Below are 25,960 nucleotides of genomic sequence, written 5' to 3' on the forward strand. Positions count from 1 at the left end.
GATAACATTGATCCAGGCTGGTTTTTATTCAGATTAATAAGTGAGCGTCACCACCACGTCATCGCTGAACTTCCCTGTGCCGGTCAGAGGCTGTGCGGGGATCACCCCGTAGATGCTGTAGCTCTGAGTTCCTCCTTGTTCGTTTGACACCTTCATCGTGTTACCGCTGCTCTGATCTCCCCAGCTTTGTGTGGTGCTGGCATCCTGCCACAGCCCGTAACGCAGGCACTGTCCTGCGTTGTTACAGACCTGGCGCTGGCTGCCGCTGGCGTGTGCGCCCGTGCTCAGGCCAAGCGAAAAGGCGGTTCCCGCCGGGCAGCGAGCCGTAAGGGTGGCGGTCGAACGGCTGGCGCTGAGTGTTGCTGAGCTGGTGAGCGTGCCAAAGTTGAGGGGGGTGACGCGCTGAATGAAACACCCGTCGGTAAGGGTCGCTTCTGCCCGGCTGGAACCCTGGATTTGTTCGCCGTCGGCAGAGCCGTCCTGGCAGCTTTTTAACGTTTCCTGCGAGCCGGAACTGCGCCAGGCGATACGCAAATCCATGTTGTATTTGAAATAGCTGCGCGCCGGGAGCTGGCTCTGCCCGCCGGGAATGGTGGCGATTAACGGGAAACTGCCGCTGACGGTGGTGTTGCTGGCCGCGACCAGGGTTTGCTGCATCAGGTTGCCGCTGGTGGGCTGGCTGAGCTCCTGCGCACGGTCGGTGGCGCTGAATATCCGGAACAGCAGGGTGTATTGCTTTCCCTGGTCATCGCCTACCGACATCATCTGAAACGGCGGGGTCTCGGTACTGCTCAGGCAGACATTGATGTACTGCCTGGTGCCGTAGTCGGCCTGGCAGCTGAATTTCACTTTTGTACTGGCTGAGACGGCTTCCCCTGCCACCATATTGCCGAAGTTTATGTCCGCCCCGGATGTCATCCAGCAGCTCATGGCCAGGGTGTGGAGCGGCGTGAACAGTATCAGGAAAAACAGCATTTTTACCGGCATGGTTGTTCCCCGAGGTTGAGGCGTGATGTCGATAACTGCGTTGGGGGAAGGGCGACGCGGCATGTCCCCTGACGCGTTCTCACAACCAGTTCGCCGGGGAGCGGGGGATCTTCGAGCCAGATAAAGCCATCGCGACCAACGATAGTTGCCCCGCGTGGCGTTGAGACAACGCTCCCCATCGGCAAAGGCTGGTGTCGGGCGTTGACCAGCCGGGCCTGCACGGACACCGCGTGATGCACATCGAAATCGACTTTCACCGCCGTAGCCGTGCCGGGCCGGGCGTAGATGTTGGTCACCGGCGTCATCACATCCGCAGGCAGGCTCAGCGGATCGATGGTCACTTTACTGTTGTGGTAGCGAGGCAGGTCGGTCAGCAGCAGATAGCCTTCGTCATCGGTTTCACCTGCGGGTCTGTTTTCCAGCAGCACCGGGACATGGCCGATACCGCGCGTGGAGATCAGCGCCAGCCCTTGCTCGTTGTAGCGCAATGCGTGAAGGGTGTTATCAAGCAACGTCAGGCTGCCTTCGCCGGTGGCGTACTGGCTGCGGGTATGGTCGCCTCTCTCCATCCCGATGTGCCATTCACCGTAGCGGCTCAGGTTACCCACATCGGCATACTTCTCACCGTTTTCGCCAAAGGATTGTCCCGCCTGCCATGACCAGCCGCCGGTTTGTTCGTTCGGTTGATGGCGATAATCCAGCCGGGGAGTATTCCGGCTCGCCTGCACAGAGAGGGTGTCGTGGCTGCCAAACGGAATGGTCATCATCAGCTGCACGGTATGGCTGGCGTCTGAGAGAGAGCGGGTGTAGCTCAGCGTGGCCGAGATTTGCAACGGGAGCGTTGCGGACCAGGAGGCATTGAGATAGCGCTGCTTGCTGCCTTGCAGGTTTTGTTGCACCCAGCCAGCCCCCAGCGTTCCCGCGTGGAGAAACGAATGACTGACCCACAGGGTATCACTGCGTCTGGCGGGCAGAGTCCCGCTCATGCGGGCATTATCGGCAAAGGTTTTTTCACTGCGAACGGTGCTGGCAGAAATGCCCGTGCCGTTGCCGTTCCATTGCCAGCTCATCCCCCATTTTATGCCTTGGCCGTACTGACTGTCGCTGTAGGCAATATGCTGGCTGACAATGCCAGCCCTGGGGGAAATCAGCCAGTCGCTGCCGATACCGGCGTTATGCAGTCTGCGCTGCAGCTCGGTATGCAGCGCCAGCGTCAGATGGTTGTTTACGCCGTAGCGCCAGCCTGAATCGAGCATTGGCGAAGCGGCATAATCGTCTGAGCGTACCGCGTAGTTTTGCCGGGCCCAGCCAAGATCCAGTGCGCCGCTGCTCAGCCCTTCGGCCAGCATTCCCGGCGCGCCATACAGATCGAGCAGCACGGTACGGCGCTGCCCGTTGATATCGGTGACCACAACCTGCGCCTGCCCGCTACCGGTAAACGTGGGAAGGGTGTCGAGGAGGTAGTCGCCCGGCGCAACGTTCTGGCTGCTCTGCTTTAGTCCGTCAATGTAGAGATCGACCGTTGAAGGTAACACCACGCTGTCGCTGTATTGCGCGCGTGGCGCGGTGTTGAGCTGCGGATTGAGCTGGAAGTTACGTGCGAAATGAAGCCCGCCAAAGCGGACCTGGCGGCTCCAGCTTGTGCCGGTGGTGATGCTATCCCCAAGCGTCAGGCTGGTGAGCGACGCCGGGTTATCCCATTGCCATTGTGTCATTAGCCGCGTATGTGCGCTGCTGCTCTCATCCCCCGTGCGGCTGGAAAAACTGCTGCTCAGTACGCCGGGCACCACGCCGGTGGCGGTGATCGTGGTTTGTGCGCTGACCTGGCGCGAGGTATCGGTTTCGCTGGCATACAGTGAGTAAGCCAGGGTCAGGGCGCTGATGGGCTCGGCCAGCGGATAGCCGGACACATGCTCAGGGGCTTCGCTGACCAGATATTGTTGATTATCCAGCGCGCTGGCGCTCGCCAGGATCGTGGCCTGTTGCGCCAGCGCATCCACGCTGACCTGCACTCCGGGCAGTGCCGACAGCTCAATCCACTCGTGATTATCCGCCGGTGCCCGCAGCCCCAGTTTTTTGATATCGCTGCGGGCTATCCACAGCGCATCACCCGCCACGCGGCAGGCCCAAAGCCCGTCGCGCTCTGCGTGATTCAGAGTGATGGCCAGCCACTGCGTTTGCTCAGCCGGGGGCTCAGCGCGGGCTGAGTGCACGATCGCGAGCCAGAGAAGTAACGCCAGCAGTGAGCGGGCGTAAATCAATCTTGCTGGGCTGGTGGTTTTCATTGACCCAGGCGCGCAACGCGCTGAGCGGATGGCGTGGAGTCTTCTTGAGTGTAAGGACATACATCTGCCCCGGCAGCACGTAGCCTGCCAGGCCTTTCAGTGTTTCGACGACCTGCCCATCTGCTGCCAGAGCCTGCACGTTGCTGAGACGAATATGGTGGTCACTTGTGTTATGGCACTGGATTGTGGCGCCAGAGCTGGCCACTTCGCAGCGCAGGGCGCTGTCGTTGCTGCCGGGTGCCTGAGTCCCGGCAATAAACACCGGGATGGAGTAGCGCAGCATGAAGTGCACCGCATTGTGGTGCGACGCATCTGGCGCCCCGGCCGGTAGCTCATCAATCACCAGGCGATAGCTTTGCTCCTGCGCGCGTGCGCCAGGCTGCAAAACAATGATGCGCACTAGCTGCTGCTGGCCGGGCGCCAGGCTGGTCATGGCCGGGCTGCTGACCACGGCATCCGTCTGGGTGAGGCGGTCCAGGCCGTTTTCCTGCGTCCAGTCATAGACGCGGATCTGTGCATGGATGGGGGTGTTACCACTGTTGGTGAGGTACACCGCCGTGGCCCGCTGATCGTTGTCCAGATCCAGCGTCACCGGCGCAACCTGAAGGGTTGCGGCAAGCGCGTAGCGTGAGAGCAGTATCAGCGTCAGCAGCCACAGGGCTACCAGAAGAAAAGGGCGTCGCATGTTCAGTACACCAGATTCAGGGTGATGTCATCGCTGTATGAACCTGCCTGAGCGGTCGCGAGTGCGCCTGCCTCAATCACGCCGTACAGGGTTTCCGATTGCTCCTGACCGTTACCGGTTCCGGTGATCCCCTCGCTGCTGGTTATCTGGGTCTGCTTGTTTTCGTCAGCGTAAAGTTTCCAGGCGATGCTCTGCGCGCCGCTGCCGGAGTCATCCGGTTTCAGCCAGAAAGTGCCGTTTTCGCTGGTGTCACGGCTGAGGGCGGAGAGCGTAAACGGCGTACCGTTGGTACAGGTGACGTTAAGTTGTGTACTGGCCTGAATCTCAGCGGTTTCATCAGAACTGTGACGCGAAAAATTCAGGTCGTTGGCGTTAATGGTGCAGGATTTCACGACTTCGAGCGTGACGTGCATGGTCGCCGTGGTGGTGGTATCAGCAGACATCACCGTGGCAGGAAGTAAAAGCGTGGCGCAGCAGAACAGTGCGGGGACAAGTTTCATGGTCTTTATCCGTTAAAAATAGAGCGACTGCTGTTCCAGCAGGCAGATTTTGCGGTGAAATTCCGCCAGGGTGTGGCAGTGGAATTTCGTCATCGCATTACGCTTGTGCGTGTAGATGGTTTTGGGCGATTTGTTCAGCAGCTGTGCGATACGCACCAGGCTTATCCCTTTGCTGATAAGCGTGCAGACCCGCAGCTCTGAACGGGTCAGGGTGGCGTTGGGTACGCTTGCGTTGGTGAAATTTTCAGTGCTTAAGCACAGGATCAGCTGCGACACCGACAGGTTGGTCGGCATCACTTTCACCCGCTCAGAAGGCAGGTAGATCTGGATGTCATTGACACGCGAGGCTTCGGTAAAGACCAGACTGTGCTTATGGGGCGAACTTTTCATGACCTGTTCGCGCATTCGCAGAATGCTTTCCGGGCTTACGCCATTGCTCCAGAAAATATCTGGCCGGGGGGCCATCATCGTCGAAATGAGCGCTTTAAGGCCGAGCCACAGGAAATAGTTGTCGCTCAGAATGATGATTTGATAATCGGCGTGTGCGGTGTGAGACATGTTCATTTACTTATTCCACAGGTAACCCTGGCCGTAATCCGCCGCACTGGCGCGGGCAAGTGCGAAATCGGCAAAGGTTTCAATGCCTTCAATCAACACCTTGTTGGCCAGCGATTTACAGCGCTGCGTCAGGTGCAGGAAGTGTTCTGTTTCCGTCCTGCCGGACCAGAACGCCTGTTTGTCGATTTTTACGCCGTAGAATAAAAACTGGCGGGCCAGCAGCTGCGGCAAAATGGCCTCAAAGACGTCGTCCGCCCACACCTCAACTCCCCACTGGCGCAGGGACGCTATCCGCTGGCGCAGGGTGCGGGTGTCCTTCGCACTGAGCTGCACAATCTGTTCAAGATCGGTCACCTCGATGGCAAGCTGCTCCGGGCGCGGGGTTTCCAGGATCAGGCGGGTGAAGAAGCTCTCTTCCAGCAGCAGATCGGAGGTGGCATTCAGGTAATATTTCCCTTGCGCGTTGCAGCTCATGGCGTGGCAAAGTTGCGCAAAAAAATGCTGTTTACGCTGGGCAAAGGACATCGCTCTGAAGTAGTGCTCAAGATTGACGTGCGGTTTTGCCGTGGACAACATTTCCCAGGCAATCACATTTTCAGTATGTAATGCCCGGATGGATTCGAATTTGTAGCCAGTTAACATGATGGGATTGCGTGAGTTCTCGTCGTGAATTGATGAGTTACGCAGTGTAGGGATGGGTTTTCTTTCAGGATATTTATAAATAAATTTATCTTATATAAAGTGTTTTTATCTAATTTATAAACACTTTATAGGGTTTTGGTGTGTGTTTTGTGCGCCCGACACGATGTCGGGCGCGGAGTGTGATTAACCTTCGTTGCTCACAATTTTGATTTCTACCATCCCGATACCCAGCTTACGCGGCGAGTGGCCGAGGATATTGCCTTCGTTAGTGGACTGCGGGTCTGGCGGCACAATCACCAGGGTATTGCTGCGCGACGGGTTGTCGAAATGCAGCGTGGTGGTGGTGACATCATTGCCGAGCGTCAGCGCCTGAACGGTGTCACCGACCCGAACCGGGATTGGATGATGGGCGTTAGGACCAAATGCCTTGGCGGTGATCACCAGATCGAATTTTTCCGGTAGCGGGTGGGCGTATTCGATTTTCACTTCGTCACCCAACTGGGCATTGGACCAGCGACCCCAGGATTCAGGGCGCGAGATCCCGCTGAACTGCTTCACCTCTTCCGGCGCGCCAGCTACGTTAAAGATAAAGCTGTCGGCTTTATAACGAATATCGTTGTCGACGATTTTCAGCATGTCGACGTTGCGCTGGTAGCGGGCTGTGTCGATGACCGTATCTTTAAAGGCGGTTTTACCTTTCCACTGGGCTTTATCGACGTGCTGAACGATCTGTTCCCCGCCAAGCTGCCCCTGGGAGACGCACCAGTCGGTTGAGAGCGACAGCGGCTGCGACCAGAGCTGGCCCATTTTGTAGCATTGGTCTACCCAGACGAAGTTATCGCGTGGGGCGAAATCGGCCAGCTGGTAACGCAGTGGCGCAGAGTATTCACTTTCCGGCAGCGGCTCTACGCGGTTATCCGACACGCGAAGCAGCAGCGGCAGGCGGAAATGGCTGCCCGAGAAGGCAATCATGCCTTTCTGCTGATCGATGGTGAAGTCTTTCATCTCTTTCGGGAAGTTCCACAGGCGGATGATATCCGGCTTCCACGCGAGGATTTTTTCCTTCATGTTGAGGAACACTTCCGACAGCGACTGCCCGGACAGGGTGCTGCGGCCCAGGCCAATAAAGTTATCGCCGCCCAGGATATCCAGCACGGTGGCGCCGTTATCCATCGAGTTACGTTTGGTGGCAATCACCTCCTGCTGCGGCTGGTCGCCACGCAGAATGAAGAACAGATTGCTACGGTCCTGTTTGTTGAGCTCATCCCATGCGCTGTTTTTCATCGCCAGATGGTCAGAAGAGACAACAATCACCGTATTTTTAAAATAGGGTGAGGCTTTGATTTTATCGACCAGCGCGGCGATATGTTCCTGGCTGCACGTTACGGCGCTAAAGGACTTATTGTTTTTACCGTCGATTTCGTAGCTTTTGCGCTGACAGGTGCGGGACACAAATCCGTCAGGATGGTGTGTATCTACCGTCAGGGCGAATAGAGAGAAGCGTTGGCCTGAGCGGGAAAGTTCTTCGAATTTCTTCCAGGTTTCATCCAGCACGGTGTCGTCGTAGAAGCCCCAGTCGTTACGATAGGTGGGGTCAGCTACCGTGGTTTTTAACTCTTCTGAGCCATAAAGATGATCAAAACCGTGTGATTTCAGGAATACGTCTTTCCCGGCAAAACGCAGGTTAGCGCCCTGCACGAAATAGTTTTCGTAGCCGGAGTTTTTCAGGATATCGCCAAGACAGATGTTCTGCGGGAAGAAGCTCGACATGGATGCCGACGCGTTGCCTTCAAACGGGGCAAACAGCGGAATACCACACTGGGAAGCGACCATCCCGGCGATGGTGTAATCGGTGCCAGGTAACTGCATGGTGTGGCTGAAATCAAGACCTTCGTCTTTCAGCGGGCCAAGGTCGGGAGTCAGGTTCGGGAACGCGTCGTTATCAAAGTAGGTCCGCTCCAGGCTTTCACCGTAGATGTAGACCAGATTGAGCTTCGGACTGGCGATTTTCTTCGACGGCTCTTTATAGTAGGCAGCAAAATCAGGATCGCCATCGCGCGACTGGGATTTGACCAGCTCGGTGATTTGGTGGAAGGCCGGGCTGGCATCCACTGAGGCCAGTGCCAGGAACAGCGCCAGCAGGCTGTAGCCAAAATGGTGGGGATGATGCCGGCGACGACGCAGCACCCAGGCAAGCGCACTGAAGATGACGACCAGCGATACCACAATACCCAGGCCTGGAAGTATGTACTTACCAACACCAGCGCCGGTCAGGCTGTTCGTCAGAGTATAAAGCACCGCGTCATTAATGCCGTCGCCCGTAAAGTAATCGCTCGCATATAAGGTAATGTTGAGAACAATAAAAATACCAAGCACCACCAGCGTGGCGATAAACCACCAGGTGTTGCGTCCGGCTTTCCAGGCGTAAACGCCCACGGAGGCAAGAAAAAGGGTTAGGGACATTAACTCTGACAACAGCATATCCTCATGACGCCAGGCGCTTAGCTGGCTAACTGGTTATTTTTTGGTAATACAATGTAATTGCGATGTCGTTTAGCTGCAATTTTAGTGTCACTAAAATGTGCTGTTGTTAGGATTTGGTTTAGAAAACCAATTTTTTGAAGGCAGTCGCATCCTGGCTGGCGGACGCTGAGACTGTGGCAGGTGGTGAAAATGCTCATTTAGCGCCGCGTTGTAAGACTAACGTATTAAACACGGCGTGTTGTGGCAGAAAATGGGGTCGATCAGGAGATGAAATTCATACCCTGTTTCAGCACCAGATCGCAGGCTTTGGTTTTCACTTCTTTCGCCAGCGAGGAGTTACCGAGGGTGCTGAGGTTAAGCTGCTGGCCGTTTTGCGCATTCAGCAGGCCCTGAATACCGTCCATATAGTTGGTATCTTGTTTCTGCTCCTGCGTATCCAGACCCAGTTTGCCAAGCACCTGGTTTTTAATGTTCTGGGTGTCGGTCACGGAAGCCAGTTTTTGCTTCGCGCAATATTCCAGAATACCTGCCGCGTTGTTCATGGTGCCCGCGCTCAGGCTCTGGCTGCTGCTACCTAACAGGCTGGTGAGGGAAGAGGCGGACAGGCCACCCTGAGAGCTACTGCTCTCTTTAGTAAGCTCGTTGGCGGCGCTGGTCAGTGAATCTTGCCATGATGCTGCCTGCGCAACGCCGGATACCAGCAGCGCGCCTAATACTGTGCTGAGAAGAATGTGTTTTTTCATAATTGCTTACCCGAACAAAGCCCGTTTTGGGCCGAAAGTGGAGTCAGTATATACCTCTTGTCGCGCCGGTATTTCTGGGAAATTTCCTAATACTCTTTGCCGGTAACGCGGCTGCGATAACTATCCCAGTCAAAGATGACATACAGGCTGTTACCGAGCTTCATACGATCCATCACGCGTTCACCCAGCAGACGGGTCATTTCGTCGATATTGTGGTTAGTCAGCATCCCGGTCGGGCGTTTTGACGAAGAGCGGCGGTCGACAATCTGGTTGATGATCACCTTTTCGTAGCGGGATTCAGTCTGAACGCCAATCTCATCAATGACCAGTAAATCGACGTTACTCAGGTCGTTAAGCAGCTGTTCTTCGCTGGTTTCACGGTTGCTGAAGGTGTCTTTCATGGCGGACATGATATCGGCCACGGTGATAATCAGCACCGATTTACCGCGCAGCAGCAGCTCGTTACAGATGGCGGCGGCAAGATGATTTTTCCCGGTGCCGGGCTTACCGCTGAAAATGAAGCTGGCGATATTACCGTCGAATTCGTCCACATATTGACGTGCGGCGGCCAGGGCATTCATCTGCCCCTGTGATTCCACTTTGTAGTTATCAAACGAGCAGTTCTGGTGCAGCGGGCGGATGCCGGAGCGGTTGAACGTGCGCTGCATTTTCATGGCCCGGTTTTCACGGGCGAGGGCAGCGGCGCGGATCTCACCTTGCTCTTTCTGCCAGGCCAGCAGCTCTTCGCCGGTCGTAAACGCGGGTTTGACGTTGGCAGGCATCATTTTTTGCAGACGTTTCATCAGGTCGCCGACGTTTTTCATTTAGCACCTCGGAATCCATTGGGGATCTGTTTGTCTGGCTCTGAAAAGGCGTTGATATCGCGTTTTGGCTGGCCACCGTTGCTGGCGCGGTTCATCTGAATGCTGCGCGCAAGTTTTTGCTGCCACTGGACATGGTGGAACACTTTGCCTTCAGCCTGCCAGTAAGCGGTGAATGCCGCCAGCTCTTCGGGGGTAACGGTTTGCGCGAGCGCAATTCCCCATAACGCGGCCTGGCGCTGGAAATCCGCATCTGGTTGCCATCCGGCGTACATGGCAAATTTCCCCATCGGTACGGCGACCGGGGCGCTGCCTGGCTCTTCAAAGAACTGGTTATCCAGAGCCACATCGCTCACCGGACGCGACAGACGCGCTTCGAGATCCAACAGGTGCGCCAGACGTTCAGGCGTGATCGCATAAAACGCGGGAGCGTTATCAGCGAATACCGCGAGCGTGCCGTTTTCGGCGTTGGTCAGTACACCACGGGGATCGTGCATAAACGCATCGATACCCGCAATGCTGGTGGTCAGGATTCTGGAAGACATAACACTTTCTCTACTGATTACTACGGGCGTGATATGGGCTTATGGTAGCACAGAGAGGAATAGGGGATGGAGGGGGAAAGTAGAGGTAACCCTCTCCCACCGGGGAGGGGGTTCCAATCGGTCGTGATTACGCGATGATATTCAGCGTCACGTCGATATTGCCGCGAGTGGCGTTAGAGTACGGGCAAACAATGTGTGCAGCATCAACCAGTTTTTTCGCTTCGGCTGCATCCATACCTTCAACGTGAATGTTAAGTTTTGCTTCGATACCAAAACCGGTTGGCAGCGGGCCAATACCTACTTCGCCTTCGATAAATGCATCTTTCGGCAGGGAGAATTTATCGCGGGCTGCAACAAACTTCATCGCACCCAGGAAGCAGGCTGAATAGCCGGCTGCGAAAAGCTGTTCCGGGTTAGTCACTTCACCACCCATGCCGCCCATCTCTTTTGGCACACCCAGTTTCACATCCAGTACGCCGTCGGAAGAGGTTGCACGGCCATCGCGGCCTCCGGTTGCTTTTGCTTTGGCAGTGTAGACAACTTTTTCTAAAGACATGGCAGGTTCCTCATCTTGCATTTATATGTGCTATTAAATAGCGTGCGATATATATGTGTAAATAAATACGCGTAAAGTATAGCCTTACGCGCGCTGTAGCTGTTGTCGCAAAACTTCAAGCTGTTGCTTAAGCTCTCCGAGGGTGGCGGTATCACATTGCACCGCACAACCAACCGCCTGCGGAATACCCACAGCGTGCTGTTGCAGGTTGCTTCCCGCATCGCTCAGAGTGACCACAACCTGACGTTCGTCTTTACGGGAGCGATGGCGGTTGATAAGCCCAGCGCTCTCAAGGCGTTTCAGCAAAGGGGTGAGCGTGGCGGAATCAAGAAACAGACGTTCGCCAATCTCCGACACCGTAATATCATCCTGCTCCCACAGCACCAGCATCACCAGGTATTGCGGGTAGGTCAGGTTAAGCGGTGCCAGCAGTTGCCGGTACAGCTTGTTAAGCGCCAGGTTTGCCGAGTACAGGGCAAAACAGAGCTGGTTATCCAGCAGCAGCGCGGGGGTGGTGTCGTTCGTTTTTGCGTTCATGAGATGAATATAGATAGTGCACGATATAATTGCAAGCTATTTTATGGGCAGGTATAGCGGAGCGCCACCTGAACTGCCATTTTACGATAATGCTGGCGTTGCGCCTGTTCGTCTGCGCCATCCTCAAACAGCAGCGTAAAGGTGTAGCTGTTGGCAACGTAGTGGAAGCTAAAACTGCTGATAAGACGGTGAAGATCGCGCGCGTCTACCGTCTGATTAAACAGCTGCTTTTCTTTTCCGCGTTGCAGGATCCCGGCGAGAAGTTCCAGCGCGCTGCGGTTGACCTGACGCAGGTAGCTCGACTGCTGCATAAAGCGGCCGCGCTGCATGTTTTCCATGCAGATAATACGGATGTAATCCGGGTGGTCCGCGTGATAATCAAAGGTGGACTCAACCAGGTGCACCAGCGCTTCAACAGGCGGCATTCCGGCCAGGCTCAGCGCTTTTTCACTGGCGCGGATTTGCGTATAAACGTGCTCCAGCGCCAGTAGATAGAGGTTTTCTTTGTTTTTGAAGTGGTACACCACCATGCGTTTGGTGGTGCCTGCTTTTTCCGCAATCTGCTCCATGCGGGCGCCGTTTAACCCATACTCGGCAAAGAGCTCGATGGCGCTGTGAAAAATTTTATCCTTCAGGCTGCCTTCATTGTGGTCGGGGAATTCGCTGCCAGGGTTAGCCACTTCATTTCCTTATCGTCACCAAACGGAATGCAGGGATTATCACCACGGCAGCGCGAGAACACAAATCAAACGCGCGGGCGCTTGCGATACAGCCATAATCCGGGGATAGACAGCCCGATGGAGAGCGCGCCGACAATGGATGAGGCTTTGAGGAAATTACTGAGCAGCAGGATCATTTGCGGCTCGCTGTAGCCGAAGTGGCTGATCTTTACCGCCGAAATCATCGCTGTGTAGGCTGAAATGCCCGGGAACATAGGGATAACCGCTGCCACGGTGAAGACCTTTGGATGCGCCAGATACCAGCGCGACCACTGAATGCCAATGCAGCCGACCAGCATCGAGGCCATAAAGGTCGACCATTCGATGTTAAAGCCTGTCGTCATCATGACCATACGCGAACCGTGACCGATAGCACCCAGCAGCGCACACCAGGGCAGCGCGCGGCGCGGCACGTTGAACACCATGGCAAAGCCAACGGCAGGAATGGCGGCCAGAAGCATGTCCTGGGCCAGTGCTAACAGAAAATCAATCACGCCCATCCCCGTAACCCCCACAGTGTCATTGCCATCACCACGCCGATACACGTTGCCAGGGTCAGCAAGCTGGCGATTGCCCAGCGTGCAAGGCCTGTATTGATGTGCCCTTTAAACATATCGGCAACGGAATTTATCAACGGGAACCCCGGAACCAGCAGCAATACGCTGGCTGCCATCGCAATGGTGGGTGTGCTGGCGAAAGTGGGCAGGCGCAGCAGTAAACCAGACACGGTTGTCGCGACAAAGGCCGTGATGCAGAAGTTAATTTGCGGGTGCAACTGCCGTTGTGTCAGAAGCTGACGAACATACATGGCAATGCTGCTGGCGAAAAAGGTAATGACCGCCCCGTCCCAGCCGCCATTGTTGAGTTTACAAAAACAGGCGCAGGAGAGCCCGACCATCAGCACTACCACCCAGCGAGGGTAACGTAACGGTTTGATTTGGTTAAAGCGTTTCTCTATCTCGTGCAAATCCAGCAGCTTGTGTTCAGCGAGGATAACAATGTGCTGCACTTCGGTGACGACGTGCATATTAATGCCGCGATCGTGGTTTTTGCGGGTTGAGGTTAAACATTGACCATCTTTAATGGTCGTCAGCACAATAGCGTTTGATGAGATGGAGCTTTCAACGCTGTCCATCCCTAACGCCAGCCCAAGACGAGTAGAGAGTTCTTCCACGAGGGCGCTTTCCGCCCCGTGTTGTAATAGAAAAAGCCCACACTGAATACATAGCCGCGTTACGGCACGTTGCGTTGACTGATCTGCCTGCATGTTTACCCTGAAGAGAAGAAGGATTGCTTGCCTGATGGCCCGGAATGTTTACTTTTAGCACAAAGTGCGGGATAGCTGGCTCTGGGTCAGATCAAGATTTGTGCAAAGAGTTGCAGAGGTCATGCGTCGGGACGTTGGGTGAGTAATCATTCGTGATTTAAATATTTAACTCTGGAATATAAAGAATATATATTTAGTTTTGCTAATTTTATATTTTCAATATTATAACGGCAGTGTAATTAAAATTTATTTCTAGTTGTGAGATATTATACCTGTTTGGGGCAATTCTTATACCATCAAGCTTTATCTTAATTTCTGCCAGTAAAAATCGTCTTTCATTCAGGAATGAATCAACATTTATCTGAATGCGTGTAACACTATTTAGTAAAAGAAAGGATTCGGAGGACCTATGTTGCCATTGAATGGTAAACACGGAGTAGTCATCAGCAAGATACCCGTAATGCAGTCTGGCCTTGGCGGGGTAATGGCACGTAATTTTCCTGATTATGAACTGACTTATTGTTGTTCGTTACAAGAACTCACGCTACTTCAGTTGCGCAGGGCTGACGTTATTATTGCGGATATTTCTGGCGATTACAGGAACCCGCGCGGCACCCTTGAGCAATATTATGGGTTGTTAAATCATTCCCGGGGGATCCACTGGATATTCCTGGTTTCTCGCCCGCTTTATGCGACCGCAGTGGAGCTGCTCATGCGGCCTGAAACAACGTTATTGTCCGACATGGAACCGATAGAAGGCGTGGTTAACGCGATTCGCGCCGGTAGAGAACGTGCCGAACGAATAAGCCAGACCTTACTCACGCCGGATTCGCAGGAGTTCGGTGAAAAGAGCGAATCGTTTATCGCGCTAACCCATTCTGAACGTAAGGTCCTGCGCCTGCTGGGTAAAGGTTGGGGAATTAATCAAATTGCTACATTGCTCAAGAAGAGCAACAAAACAATCAGCGCTCAAAAAAACAGTGCCATGCGGCGGCTGTCATTGCGCAGTAATGCGGATATGTACGCATGGATCAGCAGTGTACAGGGAATGAGAGAGCTGAGTCTGATGTCAGCCTATGGGGAGTTTGAGGAATGGAAAAGACCACTGCAACAAGACATATTGCCCTCATCGAAAATTGCACAATGAGTGCAATTGGGCTGATGCATCTCTTCGCTACACCGCCACTCAGTGATTATAAGCTGCACCTGTTTAAATGTGCCGACAGTTTAAAAGCTGCATTTTCCCATACTTCCTTTTTTTCGGTTATTTATTCACTCTCAGATGCACGCGAAGAACGCCGGAATTGTCTTTCCTGTATGCGGGAGCTTGCCCTGACTCATAACGGTGTACAGCGGATTGTATTGGCATCTGATGAGATGGAGGCGAAGCTGGTTAGCCATCTTTTTCCATCCCGTCTTCACGGCATCATCAACAAAGCGGTTCCGCTGATTGAGCTACTGGATGAACTGTCGGCATTGCTGAGTGAAACCCGACATGTGAATGACAATATGCTCAATCACTGGTACGTGAGCCATAACCGGCTGTTGAGTCCTACCGAGCGGGCGATTTTGCGTTTTATGTCTTTTGGGTACTCCATCCCGGAAATTGCGACCCAGCTTGAACGCAATATTAAAACGATCCGGGCACATAAGTTTAATGCCATGGTGAAGCTGGGGGTGAATTCTGATGTGGGGTTGCTGGATGCAGCCGATCTTCTTACACATCTTCCTGTTGGGGAAGGTCGCCGAACCGCATTAACTGTCCCGGCGTTTTCGTAATGCTATCCCGCGCCAGATGTGCTCTGGCGCTGCGATTAAATGCAGACATCTACCCATTTTGCCGAGGTTAGCTCAGCCATTCTTTCCGGTGAAATGCGCACTGCGCTGTGAATGGCTCCCGCAGCAGGCAGCACTTCCGGGTATTGCTTTAAGGAGATATCGCAATACACCGAGAGAGGGTTTTCCAGCCCAAATGGGCAGACGCCACCTACAGGATGGCCAGTGACGGTGACCACTTCATCACTGCTGAGCATCCGCGCTTTTGCGCCAAATGTGTCCTTCAGTTTTTTGTTGTCCAGGCGCGCATCACCCTTCGCGACAACCAGGATCACCTCGTTTTTCACTTTTAACGATAGCGTTTTGGCAATTTGCCCCGGTTCAACGTGATGAGCGGCAGCAGCCAGCGCGACGGTCGCAGTGCTTTGGCTAAGCTCAATGACTTCTATCTCGGGTGCGTTGTCGGCAAAAAACTGCTGTACAGACTGCAAACTCATTGTTTCCTCCTGACAAATATCCTGCGTAATCTGTCATAAGAAATTATGCTCTGTAAATATCTCTTAAGTAACAAATATCCCATATGGCCGATTTCTGGATCGCCTTCACATTCACGGAAACCGGTTACAGTAACCGGTTGCAGAGCGTGAGTGAGAGATTAATACTGATTACGTAACGTCCCCTGTATCCAATAATAAGAGCAAATTATGAAACCATTCCGTTTGAGCAGTACTGCTGGTAAACGACCCGGCAAGGTTGTGAAGCTGATGTATGGAACAACGTGTGGCGTGAATGCGCCCGAAACGAACGTCTGACAGGAGATCTGCTATGTCTGCCAACCATGCTGCGTTTAATCTGATTTTCCGTTTCGTTGAGAACTATGTCAGCCCGATTGCCGGGCGGATCTCCTCCCAGCGTCATGTGATGGCTATCCGTGACGGCTTTATCTCCGCCATGCCATTCATGATCGTGGGTTCATTCTTGTTAGTGTTTGCTTATCCACCATTCTCGCCAGATACCACCTGGGGCTTTGCCCGCGCCTGGCTGGATATGGCGAAGCAATTTGAAGGCCAGATCCTGACGCCGTTTGATATGACGATGGGCATTATGTCCATTTATATCTGTGCGGCCATCGCCTATAACCTGGGCAAACATTACGTTAAGTCGCATCAGCTTGACCCGTTCATGTGCGCCATGTTGTCGCTGATGGCATTTCTGCTGGTGGCTGCGCCGAAAACCAAAGGCACGTTGCCGGTAGACAGCCTGGGTGGAACGGGGATCTTTACCGCCATTCTGGTTGCTGTTTACTGTGTGGAATTGATGCGTTTCCTGAAAGCGCACAACATCGGTATCCGCCTGCCGGATCAGGTGCCGCCGATGATCAAAAACTCGTTCGACCTGCTGATCCCGGTCCTGGTTGTGGTGCTGACGCTGTACCCTCTGAGCCTGTTGATCCAGTCTCAGTTTGGGATGCTGATCCCACAGGCCATTATGTCTGTCTTTAAACCACTGGTCTCTGCGGCGGACTCGTTACCGGCGATCCTGCTGGCGGTACTGATTGGCCACCTGCTGTGGTTTGCGGGTATCCACGGGGCGGCAATTGTTTCCGGGATGCTGCAAATGTTCTGGCTGACCAACCTCGGTGCAAACCAGACGGCACTGGCAGCCAGCCAGCCGCTGCCACATATCTTTATGGAAGCATTCTGGACGTTCTTTATCGTGATCGGTGGTTCGGGCGCCACGATGGGGCTGGTTATCTGCTACCTGCGTAGCCGCTCTGCACACCTGCGTTCGATTGGCCGTCTGAGCGTGGTGCCAAGCTTCTTTAACATCAACGAACCCGTTATTTTCGGTACCCCAATTGTCATGAACCCGGTGTTCTTTATTCCGTTCCTGCTGGCACCGATGGTTAACGCCGTGCTGGCGTGGGCGGCAATGAAGCTGGATCTGATTGGACGCGTAATTTCAGTTGTTCCCTGGACGGCGCCTGCACCTGTCGGCGCGGCCTGGGCACTCGGCTGGGATTTCCGTGCTGCGGTGCTGGTGATTTTGCTGGCGCTGGTTTCCGCCATCATCTACTTCCCGTTCTTCAAAGTGTACGAGAAGCAGCTGCTGGAGCAGGAAGCAGAAGAAGCGCAGCGTAATGCAGAAGAGGACAATCAGCAGGTTGCCTGAGTCGTTTGTGCCGGGTAGCGGCTGCGCCTTACCCGGCCTACGTTTTGAGGATCTGTAGGCCCGGTAAGCGAAGCGCCACCGGGCAATAAACGGCACTACTTCAGCGTACAATCCCCACATTGCTGAACATCCGGCAAGCGATAGCGCTGACAGCAGGTACGACGAACCAGAAGCCCGTCTCGTGGTACAACGGTGCGGAACAGCGGGTTATCGCGGCCATCGGAAAGTTGTCTGGCAAAGAAGCAGGACTGGCGCAGGGCTTCGACTTTCTCATCGCCGAGCAGCGGTTTCATCTCCGTCAGATACCAGTGAATTAAATAACCGGTATTACTCCAGATAAGCTTCCCGTTAATTTCACCCGTCTCTTCCAGTGCATCAATCACCGGGATCAACGCACGAGTAACAAGGCTCTCCATGCGCTCCTGGGCAGAAAGATGTCCCGCGAGCTTATCTTCATGGAGATCAATCCAGAAGCAGGCCGCTCGCCCGGTTTCGTGGAACTCTACGTGGAAGAAGTCCGGGGAGAGATCCAGCATCGCGTCCTGGGTTAACAGGGCCAGCATCATCGGAGGAACCATCAACCCGACATACCACTGCGCCCAGAGGGAGAGCAGCGGTTTGTTTTCCCGCGCCATGGTGGGCTGGTTACGATAGATATGGTCTGAATAGGCGGCAAACAAGGATTGCCGCTCTACCGGATTACGCCACTGAGCAAGCGTCATGGCGTGGTGTGGGTGCGGTTCATCCAGCTTAATGAAATCCAGCAGATGCGCGCGCGTTTCGGCGATTTTCTCCCGAATGGCGTCCGCAAGCGTCACATTCCCCGTGGAGAGACTGGCTCGCCAGAGTAGAGGTTCAACGGCTTGTGCAGTACGAGTGGCCATAGTTTCGGATAGAAATCTAAATGATAATGATTGCCAATCCTAACTATAGATAATACCGATCGCAAGACTTTTGTCCGGGATGTGTGAGAGCGCGGTTAAGTCGTTTGCAGTTCTTCGCTGTACAGGATGTTGTTACGCCCCATATGCTTGGCTTCATACAGCGCTTTATCCGCTTTTTCCAGCGCCCCTTCGACGTCTTCCCCTTCAAAAATGGCAATACCAATACTGATGGTGACATTGGTTGCCACGCTTTCATTGAACATATGCGGGATTTTTAAATCGTACACTTTCTGGCGGATGCGCTCAGCCGTCAGGCGCGCATTCTCAAGTGAGATGTTGGTCAGCAGAACCATAAACTCTTCGCCACCAAAGCGGGCAACGATATCGCGCGAACGAACAGCGTCACGGATCGCTGCAGAGACGCGGATCAGCGCCTGATCGCCCATCATATGGCCGTAGTGGTCGTTGTAAGCTTTGAAGTGGTCGATATCCAGCAGCAGAACAAAATGCTCGCCGTTTTCCACTGTTGGCAGGTTATCGAGCCTGGTTTGCAGGCCACGCCGGTTATACAGGCCGGTGAGCGGGTCCACCATGGTGAGGTCGGTAAGGGTTTCTCGCTCTTCCAGTAAGCGGGTAAGCAACTCCTGGGCGAAGTTGTCATTACGTCGTTGTAAAACGTGATGAATGCCAATAGCCACCATCGGCAGGGCAAAGGAGTAGGCCATACGCAGCCAGCTGTCATGACTGCTTAACCACAGGCAGACGACAAAAGTGGGCAACGAGTGCAACGTAAATGCTTTGATATTACTGACAAATGCCAGCGAACCAATAAAAAGCACCGTTAATAATGCCATGACCAGATAGGTGGCCTGATCGTGCGTAAGCAGCGAAAATTTAGCGGTGATTTGCCAGGCCCATAAAAGTCCAAATATCGCTGAAACAACAGGAATATTTATTTTTCGTTTTTTGTTTTTCCAGTGCCAGATGAGCAAACCGATGCTGAGCGTAAAAATAGCGAACAAGGGGATGGATAACAGGCGGACAGAATAGAGCGGGTTTGTTACCGAGAACAGTGCAGATGCAGCATTCAGGGATAAAAACAAACGTAAAGATAATTGATATTTCTTGTTGACCAAAGAACGCCAGGATTGTGATGTCATATTAGTGCGTTTATTAATATTATTTAATTAAAACAAACAAATAGGTGTTGGTTTGGAATTGTGAGTGCAAAAAATTCGAATTGTAATTATCAGAAAACGGTAACGGCAGTTAACAGGTGAGCAATTTATCACCTTAGGCATTTCCTGTCATTATGGGAAAGGTAAAGGTCGATGAATTCTTGTTCCGTGTACTGACAAATGATAATTGTTATCATATGATATTGGTTATCATTATTGGTGCGAGAGAGCTAACCATGTTGAGTAAAGCGCTGGGAAGTGCCTGGGGTGTGTTGTTGCCTGGGGTGATCATTGGCGGTCTGATGTTTGCCGATCTCTCTGTCGACATCTGGAAACTGATTATTGTGTCAGGGTTACTGATGACATCGGCGATGATCTGGCATAAGCAATTGCGGCACTTTGTATTGTTGCCATCATGCGTTGCACTGGTCAGTGGAATACTGGTGATACTGATGAGTTTGAAATAAAGAAAAAACGGAGGGAACATCAGAGGGATAATAAGATAATTGGTGCGAGGGGGGGGACTCGAACCCCCACATCCTAAGGACACTAACACCTGAAGCTAGCGCGTCTACCAATTCCGCCACCTTCGCACAGTCATCTTACTTTTTTTGATATCGCCTCGTTGGTGCGAGGGGGGGGACTCGAACCCCCACATCCTAAGGACACTAACACCTGAAGCTAGCGCGTCTACCAATTCCGCCACCTTCGCCCAGTGCGAGCAATATCAACGTGATTTATGGTGCGAGGGGGGGGACTCGAACCCCCACATCCGTAAGGACACTAACACCTGAAGCTAGCGCGTCTACCAATTCCGCCACCTTCGCATACCATCGATACTGTAAAAGTATCGTAACCACGGAGGCGCATTCTAGATGTTTTCAGCTTTTCGTCAACTGAAAAGTGCTCACCTTTTATTGATTGCTGCAAAAATGGCCGGAACTGAGACACCTGTTTGCCGGAGGGCGCTGGCGCTTATCCGGCCTACATTGCATGGCGAATTATTTCTTTGCCTGACGCGTCATCACGGTGCGGTACACCTTAAAGCGACCGGTCTGGGCGATCACTTCATGGAAGCCAAAGGTTTCGTCCAGCACTTTCGGGTACGCCAGGAAGGCGTTCGCAACGATACGCAGCTCGCCGCCGCTGTTAAGGTGACGGGTTGCACCACGGATCAGCGTTTGTGCCGCTTCAAGGCTGGTTTCCATACCGTCGTGGAACGGCGGGTTAGAGATAATCATGTCGAAGCGACCGGTGATGTCGGAGAAGACGTTGCTGGCGATCACTTCACCTTCAAAACCGTTTGCGGCAAGCGTTGCGCGGCTGGCTTCAACCGCTGGCGCGCTAACATCACACAGCGTTAAACGTACTTTTGGCGAATGGCTGGCCAGCACCGTTGCCAGCACACCTGCGCCGCAGCCCACGTCCAGCACTTTGCCTTTGGTATGCGGCGTCAGGGTGGAGAGCAGCAGTTTGCTGCCTACGTCCAGATAGTCGCGGCTGAAAACGCCCGGCAGGGTTTTGATGGTCAAATCATCAAGCTGATATTCGCCCCAGAATTTTTCTGCATCAAACGACGGCTGTTTTTCCAGGCGACCGTGGTACAGGCCACAGCGGCGGGCGCTGTCGACTTTAGTCAGCGGCGCGTACTCTTCCAGCATCTGTTCGGCACTGCGCACGCCGCTGCGGTTTTCACCCACCACGAAGATGTCGCAACCCACTGGCAGCAGGGAAAGCAGGTTCATCAGCTGGAATTGCGCTTCAGGTTTGTTCTTCGGCCAGTAGTAGATCAGCGTGTCGCAATCGGCAACGTCGCTTTGTTCTGCCACCAGGCTAAAGCGCGCGCGCTCGCCCATCTGGCGGCTAAGCACCTGCCAGTGGTGATAATATTGGGTATGGGCACGGCTTTCAGCACAGTCGAAACGCGCAGGCAGGTCATCCTGCATATCTCCGGCAAACAGAATACGGCTTTCTTCGAAATCATCACTGTGACGCAGCAAGACTTCACTTGCCGGGGTAAATGCAGACATGAATTGTTCCTCAATAAACTCAGGCGGGGATTATAGTAGGTAGATGGCGCACTTTCGACACATTTGCTATATTTGCGCGCCTGAGAGACAGGAGCTTTCCCTATGACATCCCGACGAGACTGGCAGTTGCAGCAGCTGGGCATTACCCAGTGGGCCTTGCGTCGCCCGACGGCGTTGCAGGGTGAAATTGCCATCGCTATTCCTGCGCATGTTCGCCTGGTGATGGTGGCGGAGGCGCTGCCTGCCCTGAATGAAGCCCTTATTGGCGATGTCCTTCTTAGCCTGAAGCTCACGCCCGATCAGGTTTTACAGCTGACGCCAGAACGGGTTGCGATGCTGCCTCCTGACAGCCGCTGTAACAGCTGGCGGATGGGAGAGGTGGACGAACTCGCCCTTGAGGGAAGCCAGATTAGCTCTCCCGTGCTGGAAGAGCTAAAAGCAAACCCAAAAGCGCGCAGCGCGCTGTGGCAACAAATCTGCAAATATGAACACGATTTCTTCCCTCACGACGCCTGATCTGACGACAGCGTTCGCGATTGAAACACGCGCCCACGCGTTTCCGTGGAGTGAAAAAACATTCGCCAGTAATCAGGGCGACCGCTATCTGAACTACCGTCTGGATGTCGATGGCACGATGGCAGCATTTGCCATCACTCAGGTCGTACTGGATGAAGCAACGCTGTTTAACATCGCGGTCGACCCAGCGTTTCAGCGCCGTGGGCTGGGAAGGGAGCTGCTGGAGTATTTAATTCGCGAGCTTGAAACCCGTGACGTTTTCACCCTGTGGCTGGAAGTACGCGCATCGAATGTCGCCGCCATCGCACTCTATGAAAGCTTAGGCTTTAACGAGGCGACAATCCGCCGTAACTACTACCCCACCGCAGAGGGACGTGAAGACGCCATCATCATGGCTCTGCCGCTTGGATAACTAAAATAAGGTTGTAACGATGAAATGGGACTGGATTTTCTTTGATGCCGACGAAACGCTGTTTACGTTTGACTCGTTCGGTGGCCTACAGCGGATGTTTCTGGATTATAGCGTTACCTTCACCGCTGAAGATTTTCAGGACTATCAGGCGGTTAATAAACCGCTGTGGGTTGATTACCAGAACGGTACTATCACCGCGTTACAGCTGCAACATCAGCGCTTTGATGTGTGGGCAGAGCGCCTGAAGGTGAGCCCAGGTTCACTGAATGATGCCTTCCTGAATGCGATGGCCGATATCTGCGCGCCGCTGCCGGGTGCGGTTTCGCTGCTGGATTCCCTGAAAGGCAAGGCGAAACTGGGCATCATTACCAACGGGTTTACGGCATTACAGCAGATCCGCCTTGAACGTACTGGCCTGCGCGATCATTTCGATGCGCTGGTGATTTCCGAAGAAGTGGGCGTACCAAAACCCGATCCGCGTATTTTCGATTACGCGCTGGCGCTGGCAGGCAATCCTGACCGCGAACGCGTGCTGATGGTAGGGGACACCGCTGAGTCGGATATTCTGGGTGGCATGAACTCGGGCTTGTCGACCGTCTGGCTAAATGCGCACGGTCGCGTGCAGCCTGAAGGTATCCAGCCGACCTGGACCGTCTCGTCATTGAACGAACTGGAGCAACTCCTGTGTAAACAATGATTGCCTGCCCCCTATTGATGGGTAAAATAGCCGCAATTTTGTATTCCATGATGCGTGGCGTGCTGCCGCGCTTATAAAAGAAGATTTGATTATGACGTTGTCTCCTTATCTGCAAGAGGTGGCCAAGCGCCGCACTTTTGCCATTATCTCTCACCCGGATGCCGGTAAAACGACCATCACCGAAAAGGTACTGCTGTTCGGACAGGCTATTCAGACTGCCGGTACGGTTAAAGGCCGTGGCTCCAGCCAGCACGCTAAATCCGACTGGATGGAGATGGAAAAGCAGCGTGGTATTTCGATTACCACCTCCGTGATGCAGTTCCCGTATCATGACTGCCTGGTGAACCTGCTGGACACCCCGGGCCACGAAGACTTCTCTGAAGATACCTACCGTACGCTGACGGCAGTTGACTGCTGTCTGATGGTTATTGATGCCGCAAAAGGTGTAGAAGACCGTACCCGTAAGCTGATGGAAGTTACCCGTCTGCGCGATACGCCGATCCTCACCTTTATGAACAAACTCGACCGTGACATCCGCGATCCGATGGAAGTGATGGATGAAGTGGAAAGCGAGCTGAAGATCGCCTGTGCGCCAATTACCTGGCCAATCGGCTGCGGTAAGCTGTTTAAAGGTGTTTACCACCTTTATAAAGACGAGACTTACCTGTATCAGACCGGTAAAGGTCACACCATTCAGGAAGTGCGCGTGGTGAAAGGTCTGGACAACCCGGAGCTGGACGTAGCGGTAGGCGAAGAGCTGGCCGCGCAGCTGCGTGACGAGCTGGAGCTGGTGAAAGGTGCGTCTCACGAGTTTGACAAAGAGCTGTTCCTGAGCGGCGAAATCACTCCGGTCTTCTTCGGTACCGCGCTGGGTAACTTTGGCGTTGACCATATGCTGGACGGCCTGGTGGAGTGGGCACCGCGCCCGATGCCACGCAAAACGGACACCCGTGAAGTGGTCGCGCAGGAAGAGAAGTTCACCGGTTTCGTGTTTAAAATTCAGGCCAACATGGACCCGAAACACCGCGACCGCGTGGCCTTTATGCGCGTCGTGTCCGGTAAATATGAGAAAGGCATGAAGCTTCGCCAGGTGCGTATCGGTAAAGACGTGGTGATCTCCGACGCGCTGACCTTTATGGCGGGCGATCGTTCTCACGTTGAAGAAGCCTATCCGGGTGACATCATCGGCCTGCATAACCACGGCACGATCCAGATTGGTGATACCTTCACCCAGGGCGAAATGATGAAGTTCACCGGCATCCCGAACTTTGCGCCGGAGCTGTTCCGTCGTATTCGTCTGCGCGATCCGCTGAAGCAGAAACAGCTGCTGAAAGGCCTGGTACAGCTTTCCGAAGAGGGCGCGGTACAGGTGTTCCGCCCAATCGCGAACAACGATCTGATCGTGGGTGCGGTCGGTGTGCTGCAGTTTGACGTGGTGGTTGCGCGTCTTAAGAGCGAATACAACGTTGAAGCGATTTACGAATCCGTAAACGTGGCGACCGCGCGCTGGGTTGAGTGTTCTGACGTGAAGAAATTCGAAGAATTCAAGCGTAAAAACGAGATCCAGCTGGCGCTCGATGGCGGCGATAACCTGACGTACATCGCCCCAACCATGGTTAACCTGAACCTGACGCAGGAACGCTATCCTGACGTTCAGTTCCGCAAAACGCGCGAGCACTAATCCCTTCTACGAGCACGGTTTTCACCGTGCTCTTCTTAATTCCCTGCCTTATTAAACCCTTGCGGAATGTTCTTAAATCATCCCGTTCTTCGTTGTTTTGCCTGTTTTTTGACCGATTCTGAATGCGACACCACGAGACTGTTCTATATTTAACTCAGTGTTTAACCTTGTCGGTGGGTGAATTGACTGTTTTGTCACATGAAATTAGTTCTCCTTTCTGACTGTTGGTTTATTCACAGCATTTACAACTAACGAAAAGGAACGTTAGCCGCTCAAATAGCGAGCAAACTACAGGAACACATCGATGAATATGACAAGACCTAAGATTTCAAAATCTCTGCTGGCCATAGCCCTGGGGTGCATCGTGACAAGCGGTTCTGCTTTTGCAGAAAACACCACGATGGATAAAGCTCAGTCCGCGGCGACAAGCACGGGGGAAAAAATCGATAGCTCGATGAATAAAGTCGGTAACTTCATGGATGACAGCGCCATCACTGCCAAAGTGAAAGCCGCGCTGGTGGATGATAAAAATATCAAGAGTACCGATATCTCCGTCAAAACAGAGGGCAGCGTCGTTACGCTGAGTGGCTTTGTAGAAAGCCAGACCCAGGCTGAACAGGCTGTTGCGGTTACGAAAGGGGTAGAAGGTGTGACCTCTGTCAGCGACAAATTGCATGTCCGCGACAGTAAAAATAGCTCTATGCAGGGCTATGCCGGTGATGCTGCAACCACCAGTGAAATCAAAGCCAAACTGCTGGCTGATGACGTCGTACCGTCTCGCAAAGTGAAAGTAGAGACAACCGACGGTGTGGTTCAGTTATCCGGTACTGTTGATTCCCCGGCGCAAGTTGAGCGTGCCGAAGCCATCGCGAAAGCGGTTGATGGCGTCAAAAGCGTCAAAAACGACCTGAAATCGAAGTAACACATCGCAATTCGTTCTTCTGACTGAGGCCGGAAGACGGAATAAGAATTACACCTGGAATCATTAGCAGTGAATGCTCGCGACTTGCGGTCGACATTAACTATGGTAAAGGAGAGTCTTATGTTTCGATGGGGCATTATATTTCTGGTTATCGCGTTAATTGCCGCCGCGCTGGGCTTTGGTGGTCTGGCGGGTACAGCGGCAGGTGCAGCGAAAATTGTCTTCGTTGTCGGTATTATTCTGTTCCTGGTCAGCCTGTTTACCGGACGACGCCGTCCGTAGCGACACACACTCTGACAGCAACATTAAAGCCAGTCTCCTGACTGGCTTTTTCTGGTTTGAGCCTGGCGTAAGGTGTAGGTT

General features: G+C 53.5%; 29 protein-coding genes and 3 tRNA genes. 10 read left to right on the forward strand and 22 right to left on the reverse strand.

Annotation, left to right across the window (positions count from 1 at the left end):
• Nucleotides 1–33: 33 nt before the first annotated feature.
• From N1249_RS02940 to N1249_RS03010, 15 genes are all read right to left on the reverse strand, one after another.
• On the reverse strand, nt 34–987 hold the full coding sequence (locus tag N1249_RS02940; protein ID WP_259834418.1) for a spore coat U domain-containing protein: 954 nt from the start codon (nt 985–987) through the stop codon (nt 34–36).
• Nucleotides 978–3,272 (reverse strand): fimbria/pilus outer membrane usher protein, encoded by a 2,295-nt coding sequence (locus N1249_RS02945; RefSeq protein ID WP_311202524.1) that lies wholly within the window; start codon nt 3,270–3,272, stop codon nt 978–980. The genes N1249_RS02940 and N1249_RS02945 overlap by 10 nt, the downstream gene beginning before the upstream one ends.
• The gene (locus N1249_RS02950) at nt 3,181–3,957 is read right to left on the reverse strand and encodes a molecular chaperone (RefSeq protein WP_259834421.1); all 777 of its coding nucleotides are present in this window, start codon (nt 3,955–3,957) and stop codon (nt 3,181–3,183) included. The genes N1249_RS02945 and N1249_RS02950 overlap by 92 nt, the downstream gene beginning before the upstream one ends.
• A 2-nt stretch (nt 3,958–3,959) precedes the next feature.
• A complete protein-coding gene (locus N1249_RS02955; protein ID WP_259834424.1) occupies nt 3,960–4,457 on the reverse strand; it encodes a spore coat protein U domain-containing protein in 498 nt (165 codons plus the stop codon).
• 12 nt (nt 4,458–4,469) lie between these two features.
• Nucleotides 4,470–5,021, reverse strand: a complete 552-nt coding sequence (locus tag N1249_RS02960; RefSeq protein WP_259834427.1) for a helix-turn-helix transcriptional regulator — start codon at nt 5,019–5,021, stop codon at nt 4,470–4,472.
• Entirely contained in the window at nt 5,022–5,657 is a 636-nt protein-coding gene (locus N1249_RS02965) for an EAL domain-containing protein (RefSeq protein ID WP_259834430.1), read from the reverse strand.
• A 183-nt stretch (nt 5,658–5,840) separates the two neighbouring features.
• Nucleotides 5,841–8,132 carry a phosphatidylglycerol--membrane-oligosaccharide glycerophosphotransferase gene (opgB, locus tag N1249_RS02970; protein WP_259834433.1) on the reverse strand — a complete coding sequence of 764 codons (2,292 nt, stop codon included), beginning with the start codon at nt 8,130–8,132 and terminating at the stop codon, nt 5,841–5,843.
• A gap of 269 nt (nt 8,133–8,401) precedes the next feature.
• Nucleotides 8,402–8,884 (reverse strand): DUF2501 domain-containing protein, encoded by a 483-nt coding sequence (locus N1249_RS02975; RefSeq protein WP_259834436.1) that lies wholly within the window; start codon nt 8,882–8,884, stop codon nt 8,402–8,404.
• Nucleotides 8,885–8,970: 86 nt separating this feature from the next.
• Nucleotides 8,971–9,708: a DNA replication protein DnaC gene (gene dnaC / locus N1249_RS02980; protein WP_014068778.1), complete on the reverse strand. Its 738-nt coding sequence runs from the start codon at nt 9,706–9,708 to the stop codon at nt 8,971–8,973.
• The gene (dnaT, locus tag N1249_RS02985) at nt 9,705–10,250 is read right to left on the reverse strand and encodes a primosomal protein DnaT (protein ID WP_259834439.1); all 546 of its coding nucleotides are present in this window, start codon (nt 10,248–10,250) and stop codon (nt 9,705–9,707) included. Before dnaT ends, dnaC begins: the two co-directional genes overlap by 4 nt.
• Before the next feature lie 127 nt (nt 10,251–10,377).
• Nucleotides 10,378–10,806 (reverse strand): organic hydroperoxide resistance protein, encoded by a 429-nt coding sequence (locus N1249_RS02990; protein WP_014068780.1) that lies wholly within the window; start codon nt 10,804–10,806, stop codon nt 10,378–10,380.
• Between the two features lie 84 nt (nt 10,807–10,890).
• Nucleotides 10,891–11,343: a MarR family winged helix-turn-helix transcriptional regulator gene (locus N1249_RS02995; protein ID WP_259834444.1), complete on the reverse strand. Its 453-nt coding sequence runs from the start codon at nt 11,341–11,343 to the stop codon at nt 10,891–10,893.
• A gap of 41 nt (nt 11,344–11,384) precedes the next feature.
• Entirely contained in the window at nt 11,385–12,023 is a 639-nt protein-coding gene (locus N1249_RS03000; protein ID WP_259834446.1) for a TetR family transcriptional regulator, read from the reverse strand.
• 65 nt (nt 12,024–12,088) lie between these two features.
• Complete coding sequence (locus N1249_RS03005) at nt 12,089–12,562, reverse strand: threonine/serine exporter (RefSeq protein WP_259834449.1); 474 nt, start codon at nt 12,560–12,562, stop codon at nt 12,089–12,091.
• Entirely contained in the window at nt 12,553–13,329 is a 777-nt protein-coding gene (locus N1249_RS03010; protein ID WP_259834452.1) for a threonine/serine exporter ThrE family protein, read from the reverse strand. The genes N1249_RS03005 and N1249_RS03010 overlap by 10 nt, the downstream gene beginning before the upstream one ends.
• A 409-nt stretch (nt 13,330–13,738) precedes the next feature.
• Here N1249_RS03010 and N1249_RS03015 point away from each other — a divergent pair, with 409 nt between their 5' ends.
• Complete coding sequence (locus tag N1249_RS03015) at nt 13,739–14,476, forward strand: LuxR C-terminal-related transcriptional regulator (protein WP_259834454.1); 738 nt, start codon at nt 13,739–13,741, stop codon at nt 14,474–14,476.
• Nucleotides 14,473–15,108 carry a DNA-binding transcriptional activator BglJ gene (gene bglJ, locus N1249_RS03020; RefSeq protein ID WP_259837978.1) on the forward strand — a complete coding sequence of 212 codons (636 nt, stop codon included), beginning with the start codon at nt 14,473–14,475 and terminating at the stop codon, nt 15,106–15,108. The genes N1249_RS03015 and bglJ overlap by 4 nt, the downstream gene beginning before the upstream one ends.
• A gap of 35 nt (nt 15,109–15,143) precedes the next feature.
• Here bglJ and N1249_RS03025 read toward each other — a convergent pair whose 3' ends face one another.
• Entirely contained in the window at nt 15,144–15,602 is a 459-nt protein-coding gene (locus tag N1249_RS03025) for a YbaK/EbsC family protein (RefSeq protein WP_182059482.1), read from the reverse strand.
• Nucleotides 15,603–15,930: 328 nt separating this feature from the next.
• Between N1249_RS03025 and N1249_RS03030 the strand changes: the two genes are divergently transcribed.
• Entirely contained in the window at nt 15,931–17,277 is a 1,347-nt protein-coding gene (locus N1249_RS03030; protein ID WP_259834458.1) for a PTS sugar transporter subunit IIC, read from the forward strand.
• Between the two features lie 95 nt (nt 17,278–17,372).
• On the opposite strand, the gene fhuF is transcribed toward N1249_RS03030, so the two are convergent.
• Both fhuF and N1249_RS03040 read right to left on the reverse strand, forming a co-directional pair.
• Nucleotides 17,373–18,161, reverse strand: a complete 789-nt coding sequence (gene fhuF / locus N1249_RS03035; RefSeq protein WP_259834461.1) for a siderophore-iron reductase FhuF — start codon at nt 18,159–18,161, stop codon at nt 17,373–17,375.
• A 95-nt stretch (nt 18,162–18,256) separates the two neighbouring features.
• Nucleotides 18,257–19,321 (reverse strand): diguanylate cyclase, encoded by a 1,065-nt coding sequence (locus N1249_RS03040; RefSeq protein ID WP_259834463.1) that lies wholly within the window; start codon nt 19,319–19,321, stop codon nt 18,257–18,259.
• A gap of 215 nt (nt 19,322–19,536) precedes the next feature.
• Here N1249_RS03040 and N1249_RS03045 point away from each other — a divergent pair, with 215 nt between their 5' ends.
• Nucleotides 19,537–19,806, forward strand: a complete 270-nt coding sequence (locus N1249_RS03045; RefSeq protein WP_259834466.1) for a DUF1435 domain-containing protein — start codon at nt 19,537–19,539, stop codon at nt 19,804–19,806.
• Between the two features lie 40 nt (nt 19,807–19,846).
• Here the strand turns inward: N1249_RS03045 and N1249_RS03050 are convergent.
• The 4 genes from N1249_RS03050 to rsmC form a co-directional block, all read right to left on the reverse strand.
• Nucleotides 19,847–19,932 (reverse strand) — tRNA-Leu (locus tag N1249_RS03050).
• A gap of 33 nt (nt 19,933–19,965) precedes the next feature.
• Nucleotides 19,966–20,051 (reverse strand) — tRNA-Leu (locus N1249_RS03055).
• A gap of 28 nt (nt 20,052–20,079) precedes the next feature.
• Nucleotides 20,080–20,166: transfer RNA gene (locus N1249_RS03060), tRNA-Leu, on the reverse strand.
• Nucleotides 20,167–20,340: 174 nt separating this feature from the next.
• Nucleotides 20,341–21,369, reverse strand: coding sequence for a 16S rRNA (guanine(1207)-N(2))-methyltransferase RsmC (rsmC, locus tag N1249_RS03065; RefSeq protein WP_259834468.1), 1,029 nt, complete (start codon nt 21,367–21,369; stop codon nt 20,341–20,343).
• 102 nt (nt 21,370–21,471) lie between these two features.
• On the opposite strand from rsmC, the gene N1249_RS03070 reads away from it, so the two are divergent.
• From N1249_RS03070 to N1249_RS03095, 6 genes are all read left to right on the forward strand, one after another.
• Nucleotides 21,472–21,885: a DNA polymerase III subunit psi gene (locus tag N1249_RS03070; protein ID WP_014068793.1), complete on the forward strand. Its 414-nt coding sequence runs from the start codon at nt 21,472–21,474 to the stop codon at nt 21,883–21,885.
• Entirely contained in the window at nt 21,854–22,297 is a 444-nt protein-coding gene (gene rimI, locus N1249_RS03075; RefSeq protein WP_014068794.1) for a ribosomal protein S18-alanine N-acetyltransferase, read from the forward strand. The genes N1249_RS03070 and rimI overlap by 32 nt, the downstream gene beginning before the upstream one ends.
• 19 nt (nt 22,298–22,316) lie before the next feature.
• Nucleotides 22,317–22,994: a pyrimidine 5'-nucleotidase gene (yjjG, locus tag N1249_RS03080; RefSeq protein ID WP_259834469.1), complete on the forward strand. Its 678-nt coding sequence runs from the start codon at nt 22,317–22,319 to the stop codon at nt 22,992–22,994.
• 91 nt (nt 22,995–23,085) lie between these two features.
• Nucleotides 23,086–24,675: a peptide chain release factor 3 gene (gene prfC, locus N1249_RS03085; protein WP_259834472.1), complete on the forward strand. Its 1,590-nt coding sequence runs from the start codon at nt 23,086–23,088 to the stop codon at nt 24,673–24,675.
• A 304-nt stretch (nt 24,676–24,979) separates the two neighbouring features.
• Entirely contained in the window at nt 24,980–25,597 is a 618-nt protein-coding gene (osmY, locus tag N1249_RS03090; RefSeq protein WP_259834474.1) for a molecular chaperone OsmY, read from the forward strand.
• Between the two features lie 120 nt (nt 25,598–25,717).
• On the forward strand, nt 25,718–25,879 hold the full coding sequence (locus N1249_RS03095; RefSeq protein ID WP_002887716.1) for a DUF1328 domain-containing protein: 162 nt from the start codon (nt 25,718–25,720) through the stop codon (nt 25,877–25,879).
• The last annotated feature ends 81 nt before the right edge of the window (nt 25,880–25,960 follow it).

The sequence above is a fragment of the Enterobacter sp. CP102 genome (assembly GCF_025152625.1).
Taxonomy (GTDB): domain Bacteria; phylum Pseudomonadota; class Gammaproteobacteria; order Enterobacterales; family Enterobacteriaceae; genus Enterobacter; species Enterobacter soli.

Excerpts from the sequence above, each read along its gene's own strand:
- rimI (WP_014068794.1), top strand. The coding sequence starts at position 21,854 with ATGAACACGATTTCTTCCCTCACGACGCCTGATCTGACGACAGCGTTC.
- N1249_RS03095 (WP_002887716.1), top strand. The coding sequence starts at position 25,718 with ATGTTTCGATGGGGCATTATATTTCTGGTTATCGCGTTAATTGCCGCC.
- N1249_RS03010 (WP_259834452.1), bottom strand. The coding sequence starts at position 13,329 with ATGCAGGCAGATCAGTCAACGCAACGTGCCGTAACGCGGCTATGTATT.
- N1249_RS02965 (WP_259834430.1), bottom strand. The coding sequence starts at position 5,657 with ATGTTAACTGGCTACAAATTCGAATCCATCCGGGCATTACATACTGAA.
- N1249_RS03005 (WP_259834449.1), bottom strand. The coding sequence starts at position 12,562 with ATGGGCGTGATTGATTTTCTGTTAGCACTGGCCCAGGACATGCTTCTG.
- N1249_RS03030 (WP_259834458.1), top strand. The coding sequence starts at position 15,931 with ATGTCTGCCAACCATGCTGCGTTTAATCTGATTTTCCGTTTCGTTGAG.
- N1249_RS03070 (WP_014068793.1), top strand. The coding sequence starts at position 21,472 with ATGACATCCCGACGAGACTGGCAGTTGCAGCAGCTGGGCATTACCCAG.
- fhuF (WP_259834461.1), bottom strand. The coding sequence starts at position 18,161 with ATGGCCACTCGTACTGCACAAGCCGTTGAACCTCTACTCTGGCGAGCC.
- bglJ (WP_259837978.1), top strand. The coding sequence starts at position 14,473 with ATGAGTGCAATTGGGCTGATGCATCTCTTCGCTACACCGCCACTCAGT.
- N1249_RS03015 (WP_259834454.1), top strand. The coding sequence starts at position 13,739 with ATGTTGCCATTGAATGGTAAACACGGAGTAGTCATCAGCAAGATACCC.
- dnaC (WP_014068778.1), bottom strand. The coding sequence starts at position 9,708 with ATGAAAAACGTCGGCGACCTGATGAAACGTCTGCAAAAAATGATGCCT.
- N1249_RS02995 (WP_259834444.1), bottom strand. The coding sequence starts at position 11,343 with ATGAACGCAAAAACGAACGACACCACCCCCGCGCTGCTGCTGGATAAC.
- N1249_RS02975 (WP_259834436.1), bottom strand. The coding sequence starts at position 8,884 with ATGAAAAAACACATTCTTCTCAGCACAGTATTAGGCGCGCTGCTGGTA.
- N1249_RS02960 (WP_259834427.1), bottom strand. The coding sequence starts at position 5,021 with ATGAACATGTCTCACACCGCACACGCCGATTATCAAATCATCATTCTG.
- N1249_RS03040 (WP_259834463.1), bottom strand. The coding sequence starts at position 19,321 with ATGACATCACAATCCTGGCGTTCTTTGGTCAACAAGAAATATCAATTA.
- rsmC (WP_259834468.1), bottom strand. The coding sequence starts at position 21,369 with ATGTCTGCATTTACCCCGGCAAGTGAAGTCTTGCTGCGTCACAGTGAT.
- N1249_RS02990 (WP_014068780.1), bottom strand. The coding sequence starts at position 10,806 with ATGTCTTTAGAAAAAGTTGTCTACACTGCCAAAGCAAAAGCAACCGGA.
- osmY (WP_259834474.1), top strand. The coding sequence starts at position 24,980 with ATGAATATGACAAGACCTAAGATTTCAAAATCTCTGCTGGCCATAGCC.
- N1249_RS03025 (WP_182059482.1), bottom strand. The coding sequence starts at position 15,602 with ATGAGTTTGCAGTCTGTACAGCAGTTTTTTGCCGACAACGCACCCGAG.
- N1249_RS02950 (WP_259834421.1), bottom strand. The coding sequence starts at position 3,957 with ATGCGACGCCCTTTTCTTCTGGTAGCCCTGTGGCTGCTGACGCTGATA.
- prfC (WP_259834472.1), top strand. The coding sequence starts at position 23,086 with ATGACGTTGTCTCCTTATCTGCAAGAGGTGGCCAAGCGCCGCACTTTT.
- dnaT (WP_259834439.1), bottom strand. The coding sequence starts at position 10,250 with ATGTCTTCCAGAATCCTGACCACCAGCATTGCGGGTATCGATGCGTTT.
- N1249_RS02945 (WP_311202524.1), bottom strand. The coding sequence starts at position 3,272 with ATGAAAACCACCAGCCCAGCAAGATTGATTTACGCCCGCTCACTGCTG.
- yjjG (WP_259834469.1), top strand. The coding sequence starts at position 22,317 with ATGAAATGGGACTGGATTTTCTTTGATGCCGACGAAACGCTGTTTACG.
- N1249_RS02955 (WP_259834424.1), bottom strand. The coding sequence starts at position 4,457 with ATGAAACTTGTCCCCGCACTGTTCTGCTGCGCCACGCTTTTACTTCCT.
- N1249_RS03045 (WP_259834466.1), top strand. The coding sequence starts at position 19,537 with ATGATATTGGTTATCATTATTGGTGCGAGAGAGCTAACCATGTTGAGT.
- N1249_RS02940 (WP_259834418.1), bottom strand. The coding sequence starts at position 987 with ATGCCGGTAAAAATGCTGTTTTTCCTGATACTGTTCACGCCGCTCCAC.